Source organism: Methylobacterium sp. WL18, assembly GCF_008040015.1.
Lineage (GTDB): Bacteria > Pseudomonadota > Alphaproteobacteria > Rhizobiales > Beijerinckiaceae > Methylobacterium > Methylobacterium mesophilicum.
This window is the reverse complement of record NZ_VRVD01000779.1, coordinates 1-1949: the sequence shown is the minus strand read 5'-3', so window position 1 is coordinate 1949 and position 1949 is coordinate 1. Positions and strand designations below refer to the sequence as shown.

The following is a 1949-nucleotide window of genomic DNA, read 5'->3' as shown; positions in this document are numbered from 1 at the left end:
GGCCCGCCCCGGTGCTCACCGTCGGCTCGGCGGAGGCCGCCTCGTCCCGCCGGGTCGAGCTGACCGCCGGCCGCTCGGTGATCGTCGACCTGCCGCGGGACGCCAAGGAGGTGTTCGTCGCCAACCCGGCGGTGGCCAACGCGGTGGTCCGCTCGACCCGGAAGGTGTTCGTGATCGGCATGGCCGACGGCGCGACCTCGATCTTCATCCTCGACGCCGAGGGCCGCCAGATCGCCGCCCTCGACGTGACCGTGGCCCGGGACCTGAACCTCGGGACTTTGCGCGAACTGCTCGGCCAGAGCATCCCGGGCGGTCGCTTCGACGTGCGCTCGTCGGGCGCCTCGGTCCTGCTGTCGGGTTCGGTCAACTCCTCCTCGGACGCCCAGCAGGCGATCGACATCGCCAACGCCTTCGTCGGCCTGGGCGGGGCCGCGGCCGCCACCGGTGCGCCGAGCGGCGGCGTCTCGGCCGGGGCGCGGGGCGCGGTGATCAACAACCTGACGATCCGCAACAAGGACCAGGTGATGCTCCGCGTCACCGTGGTCGAGGTGTCCCGCAACGTCCTGAAGCAGTTCGGGATCAACATGACCGGCAATTGGTCGGCCTTGAATCCGCTCGGGTCGGCGGCGTCGCCGGCCCTGACCAACAACCTGCCGTTCCCGATCACGGGCGGAACGACACCCACCGGCAACCAGATCCAGGCCTCGATCCAGGGGGCCGGCTTCTCGCTGCAGGCGACCCTCAAGGCCTTCGAGCAGGCCGGTGTCTCACGGGTTCTGGCGGAGCCGACGCTGACCGCGATCTCCGGTGAGGCGGCGAAGTTCTTGGCCGGCGGCGAGTTTCCGGTGCCTTCCGCGGCATCGAGCTGTGTCGGCGGCATCTGTTCTGCGCCGGGGATCACCTTCAAGCCCTACGGTGTGGCGTTGAGCTTCACCCCCGTTGTGCTGGCCGACAACCGCATATCGATCCGCGTCGCCACCGATGTGACCGAGATCGATCCCCAGAACAGCTTCAACTACACGAACGACGGCGTCACCACCGCCATCCCGGGCACCCGGGTGCGCCGTTCCGAGACCACGGTCGAGTTGCCCTCGGGCGGCGTGATGATGACCGCCGGCCTGATCCAGCAGGTCAACAAGCAGGCGATCACCGGCCTGCCCGGCCTGGTCAACCTGCCGATCCTCGGCACGCTGTTCCGGTCCCGGGACTACCAGCGCATGGAGACCGAGCTGATGATCATGTGCACCCCCTACATCGCCCGGGCGATGGAGCCCAAGCAGGTGACCCGGCCCGACGACAACTTCGTCGACGCCACCGACGGGCAGGCGGTGCTGCTCGGGCAGGTCAACCGCCTCTACGGCAAGGTCGGCGCCGCCCCGCTCGGGCGCACCTATCGTGGCCGCGTCGGCTTCATCGTCGAGTAGCGCCCCGCTTCCAGGACCGGATCCATGACCGTGCGTCCCTCGCCCCGCCGCGCTGCCCCAATCTTGCGGAGCCTTGCGATGTCCATAGGCCGACCCGTGTGCGACGCGCCGCCTCGCCTCTGCCGAGCGGGTGGCGATGTTGACACTTCGCTGCCGGACGAGGTCACCGGCCAGGGACACGCGCATCTCCCTCTCCCCTCTGCGGGGGAGGGTGGCCCCCGAAGGGGGTCGGGAGAGGGGCAGCGCGACGCTGGAGGATGTGGCGCGCGACGCGACCTCTCCGGAAACGGCGCTCCCCTCTTGCGGGACTTCGTCCCGGCCCGACCCCTGCTGACGCAGGGGCCACCCTCCCCCGCAGAGGGGGGAGGGAGGGCGCTCGTCATTTTCGGCGTGAACCTTCTGACCGAACGCGAGCAGCCCGTAACCCGGCGCGTGAATCCTTTGGCCATTCACAAGCGGGCACCGGTGCCGCGGACGTCGCGGTGCGGATCCGGTCGGCTGGGCCGCTCGTCCCGCCTCCTGGCC

At 70.2% G+C, this 1949-nt stretch carries 1 protein-coding gene; it reads left to right on the top strand.

What is annotated here, in order from left to right; translation table 11 throughout:
- The coding region (locus tag FV228_RS28190) for a type II and III secretion system protein family protein (RefSeq protein WP_147857509.1) at positions 1-1424 on the top strand (1424 nt) is incomplete at its 5' end.
- Positions 1425-1949: the final 525 nt, after the last annotated feature.